Origin of the sequence: Streptococcus sp. sy004, assembly GCF_007859205.1 — a bacterium.
Lineage (GTDB): Bacteria > Bacillota > Bacilli > Lactobacillales > Streptococcaceae > Streptococcus.
Genome location: NZ_VOHP01000010.1, coordinates 1 through 5,003 on the forward strand (window position 1 = coordinate 1; position 5,003 = coordinate 5,003).

At 49.8% G+C, this 5,003-nt stretch carries 1 tRNA gene and 3 rRNA genes; all 4 read left to right on the forward strand.

Annotation, left to right across the window (positions count from 1 at the left end):
* Positions 1 to 102 precede the first annotated feature (102 nt).
* The 4 genes from FRX54_RS06245 to rrf all read left to right on the forward strand — a co-directional run bounded on the left by FRX54_RS06245 (position 103) and on the right by rrf (position 5,003).
* Positions 103 to 1,650: ribosomal RNA gene (locus FRX54_RS06245) — 16S ribosomal RNA — on the forward strand.
* 68 nt (positions 1,651 to 1,718) lie between these two features.
* Positions 1,719 to 1,791 (forward strand) — tRNA-Ala (locus FRX54_RS06250).
* A gap of 112 nt (positions 1,792 to 1,903) precedes the next feature.
* Positions 1,904 to 4,805 (forward strand): 23S ribosomal RNA (locus tag FRX54_RS06255).
* An 82-nt stretch (positions 4,806 to 4,887) separates the two neighbouring features.
* Positions 4,888 to 5,003: ribosomal RNA gene (rrf, locus tag FRX54_RS06260) — 5S ribosomal RNA — on the forward strand.
* Together the 16S, 23S and 5S rRNA genes with 1 tRNA gene alongside form the textbook arrangement of a ribosomal RNA operon.

The following is a 5,003-nucleotide window of genomic DNA, read 5'->3' on the forward strand; positions in this document are numbered from 1 at the left end:
GGTGACGTTAAGACCTTTGAGAACTGAATAAGACGAACCAAGTGCGGGTTATGAAAATAACCTGTTAATAAACAATAAGTCAGTGAAAACTGAGCATCAAATTTAAATGAGAGTTTGATCCTGGCTCAGGACGAACGCTGGCGGCGTGCCTAATACATGCAAGTAGAACGCTGAGGTTTAGTGCTTGCACTAGACTGAGGAGTTGCGAACGGGTGAGTAACGCGTAGGTAACCTACCTTATAGCGGGGGATAACTATTGGAAACGATAGCTAATACCGCATAACAGGAGATGTTGCATGACATCACTTTGAAAGGTGCAATTGCATCACTATAAGATGGACCTGCGTTGTATTAGCTAGTTGGTGAGGTAAAGGCTCACCAAGGCGACGATACATAGCCGACCTGAGAGGGTGATCGGCCACACTGGGACTGAGACACGGCCCAGACTCCTACGGGAGGCAGCAGTAGGGAATCTTCGGCAATGGGGGCAACCCTGACCGAGCAACGCCGCGTGAGTGAAGAAGGTTTTCGGATCGTAAAGCTCTGTTGTAAGAGAAGAACGGGTATGAGAGTGGAAAGTTCATACTGTGACGGTATCTTACCAGAAAGGGACGGCTAACTACGTGCCAGCAGCCGCGGTAATACGTAGGTCCCGAGCGTTGTCCGGATTTATTGGGCGTAAAGCGAGCGCAGGCGGTTTTGTAAGTCTGAAGTAAAAGGCAGTGGCTCAACCATTGTATGCTTTGGAAACTGCGAGACTTGAGTGCAGAAGGGGAGAGTGGAATTCCATGTGTAGCGGTGAAATGCGTAGATATATGGAGGAACACCGGTGGCGAAAGCGGCTCTCTGGTCTGTAACTGACGCTGAGGCTCGAAAGCGTGGGTAGCGAACAGGATTAGATACCCTGGTAGTCCACGCCGTAAACGATGAGTGCTAGGTGTTAGGTCCTATCCGGGACTTAGTGCCGTAGCTAACGCATTAAGCACTCCGCCTGGGGAGTACGACCGCAAGGTTGAAACTCAAAGGAATTGACGGGGGCCCGCACAAGCGGTGGAGCATGTGGTTTAATTCGAAGCAACGCGAAGAACCTTACCAGGTCTTGACATCCCGGTGATCGTCCTAGAGATAGGATTTTTCTTCGGAACACTGGAGACAGGTGGTGCATGGTTGTCGTCAGCTCGTGTCGTGAGATGTTGGGTTAAGTCCCGCAACGAGCGCAACCCCTATTGTTAGTTGCCATCATTAAGTTGGGCACTCTAGCGAGACTGCCGGTAATAAACCGGAGGAAGGTGGGGATGACGTCAAATCATCATGCCCCTTATGACCTGGGCTACACACGTGCTACAATGGTTGGTACAACGAGTCGCAAGCCGGTGACGGCAAGCTAATCTCTTAAAGCCAATCTCAGTTCGGATTGTAGGCTGCAACTCGCCTACATGAAGTCGGAATCGCTAGTAATCGCGGATCAGCACGCCGCGGTGAATACGTTCCCGGGCCTTGTACACACCGCCCGTCACACCACGAGAGTTTGTAACACCCGAAGTCGGTGAGGTAACCGTAAGGAGCCAGCCGCCTAAGGTGGGATAGATGATTGGGGTGAAGTCGTAACAAGGTAGCCGTATCGGAAGGTGCGGCTGGATCACCTCCTTTCTAAGGAAAAAGTAAGTTAATTACTTTCGGATACTTGGTTTGTCTTATTTAGTTTTGAGAGGTCTTGTGGGGCCTTAGCTCAGCTGGGAGAGCGCCTGCTTTGCACGCAGGAGGTCAGCGGTTCGATCCCGCTAGGCTCCATTGGTAATTTAATTATTACCAATGATTGTCCATTGAAAATTGAATATCTATTATTATCAAATAAATAGTAACAAGAAATAAACCGAAACGCTGTAGAAAATTAAATTAATAAGGTTAAGTTAATAAGGGCGCACGGTGGATGCCTTGGCACTAGGAGCCGACGAAGGACGTGACTAACGACGAAATGCTTTGGGGAGCTGTAAGTAAGCGCTGATCCAGAGATGTCCGAATGGGGGAACCCAACAGGTTGATGCCTGTTATCCCTACCTGTTAAGGGTAGAGGAGGGAAGACGCAGTGAACTGAAACATCTAAGTAGCTGCAGGAAGAGAAAGCAAAAGCGATTGCCTGAGTAGCGGCGAGCGAAACGGCAGGAGGGCAAACCGAGGAGTTTACTCTTCGGGGTTGTAGGACTGCAATGTGGACTCAATTTTTGTAGAAGAAGACATTGGGAAGTGTCGCCAAAGAGAGTAAAAGCCTCGTATTCGAAACAGAGATTGTACCTAGCAGTATCCTGAGTACGGCGAGACACGCGAAATCTCGTCGGAATCTGGGAGGACCATCTCCCAACCCTAAATACTCCCTAGTGACCGATAGTGAACCAGTACCGTGAGGGAAAGGTGAAAAGCACCCCGGGAGGGGAGTGAAATAGAACCTGAAACCGTGTGCCTACAACAAGTTCGAGCCCGTTAATGGGTGAGAGCGTGCCTTTTGTAGAATGAACCGGCGAGTTACGTTATGATGCGAGGTTAAGTTGAAGAGACGGAGCCGTAGGGAAACCGAGTCTGAATAGGGCGGATTAGTATTATGATGTAGACCCGAAACCATGTGACCTACCCATGAGCAGGGTGAAGGTGCGGTAAGACGCACTGGAGGCCCGAACCAGGGCACGTTGAAAAGTGCTTGGATGACTTGTGGGTAGCGGAGAAATTCCAAACGAACTTGGAGATAGCTGGTTCTCTCCGAAATAGCTTTAGGGCTAGCGTCGATGTTAAGTCTCTTGGAGGTAGAGCACTGTTTGGGTGAGGGGTCCATCTCGGATTACCAATCTCAGATAAACTCCGAATGCCAACGAGATATAATCGGCAGTCAGACTGCGAGTGCTAAGATCCGTAGTCGAAAGGGAAACAGCCCAGACCACCAGCTAAGGTCCCAAAATAATTGTTAAGTGGAAAAGGATGTGGGGTTGCACAGACAACTAGGATGTTAGCTTAGAAGCAGCTATTCATTCAAAGAGTGCGTAATAGCTCACTAGTCGAGTGACCCTGCGCCGAAAATGTACCGGGGCTAAAACAATTTACCGAAGCTGTGGATACCAATATGGTATGGTAGGAGAGCGTTCTATATGTGACGAAGGTGTACCGTGAGGAGCGCTGGAACGTATAGAAGTGAGAATGCCGGTATGAGTAGCGAAAGATGGGTGAGAATCCCATCCACCGTAAGACTAAGGTTTCCAGGGGAAGGCTCGTCCGCCCTGGGTTAGTCGGGACCTAAGGAGAGACGTAAACGTGTATCCGATGGCCAACAGGTTGATATTCCTGTACTAGAGTATGAAGTGATGGAGGGACGCAGTAGGCTAACTCAACCAGACGGATGGAAGTGTCTGGCTAAGCAGTGAGGCGTGGTATGAGTCAAATGCTTGTACCTATAACGTTGAGCTGTGATGGGGAGCGAAGTTTAGTAGTGAAGTGAGTGATGTCACACTGCCGAGAAAAGCTTCTAGCGTTGTATCATACTCTACCCGTACCGCAAACCGACACAGGTAGTCGAGGCGAGTAGCCTCAGGTGAGCGAGAGAACTCTCGTTAAGGAACTCGGCAAAATGACCCCGTAACTTCGGGAGAAGGGGTGCTGACTTTATGGTCAGCCGCAGTGAATAGGCCCAAGCAACTGTTTATCAAAAACACAGCTCTCTGCGAAATCGTAAGATGAAGTATAGGGGGTGACGCCTGCCCGGTGCTGGAAGGTTAAGAGGAGGGTTTAGCGTAAGCGACGATCTGAATTGAAGCCCCAGTAAACGGCGGCCGTAACTATAACGGTCCTAAGGTAGCGAAATTCCTTGTCGGGTAAGTTCCGACCCGCACGAAAGGCGTAATGATTTGGGCACTGTCTCAACGAGAGACTCGGTGAAATTTTAGTACCTGTGAAGATGCAGGTTACCCGCGACAGGACGGAAAGACCCCATGGAGCTTTACTGCAGTTTGATATTGAGTATCTGTACCACATGTACAGGATAGGTAGGAGCCGATGATGTTGGGACGCCAGTTTCAGCGGAGGCGTTGTTGGGATACTACCCTTGTGTTATGGCTACTCTAACCCGGATAGGTTATCCCTATCGGAGACAGTGTCTGACGGGCAGTTTGACTGGGGCGGTCGCCTCCTAAAAGGTAACGGAGGCGCCCAAAGGTTCCCTCAGATTGGTTGGAAATCAATCGCAGAGTGTAAAGGTATAAGGGAGCTTGACTGCGAGAGCAACAACTCGAGCAGGGACGAAAGTCGGGCTTAGTGATCCGGTGGTTCCGCATGGAAGGGCCATCGCTCAACGGATAAAAGCTACCCTGGGGATAACAGGCTTATCTCCCCCAAGAGTTCACATCGACGGGGAGGTTTGGCACCTCGATGTCGGCTCGTCGCATCCTGGGGCTGTAGTCGGTCCCAAGGGTTGGGCTGTTCGCCCATTAAAGCGGCACGCGAGCTGGGTTCAGAACGTCGTGAGACAGTTCGGTCCCTATCCGTCGCGGGCGTAGGAAATTTGAGAGGATCTGCTCCTAGTACGAGAGGACCAGAGTGGACATACCGCTGGTGTACCAGTTGTTCTGCCAAGAGCATCGCTGGGTAGCTATGTATGGAAGGGATAAGCGCTGAAAGCATCTAAGTGCGAAGCCTCCCTCAAGATGAGATTTCCCATGATTTTATATCAGTAAGAGCCCTGAGAGAAGATCAGGTAGATAGGTTAGGAGTGTAAGTGTGGTGACATATTAAGCGGACTAATACTAATAGCTCGAGGACTTATCCGAAGTCAGTCAGTGTTGACAGTTTATTTAAGTTATGATAAGATAAGTAGGTATTCAATTTTGATTGGATAATCAATCAGAGTAGTTAAGTGATGATAGCCTAGGAGATACACCTGTACCCATGCCGAACACAGCAGTTAAGCCCTAGCACGCCTGAAGTAGTTGGGGGTTGCCCCCTGTGAGATAAGGTAGTCGCTTAGC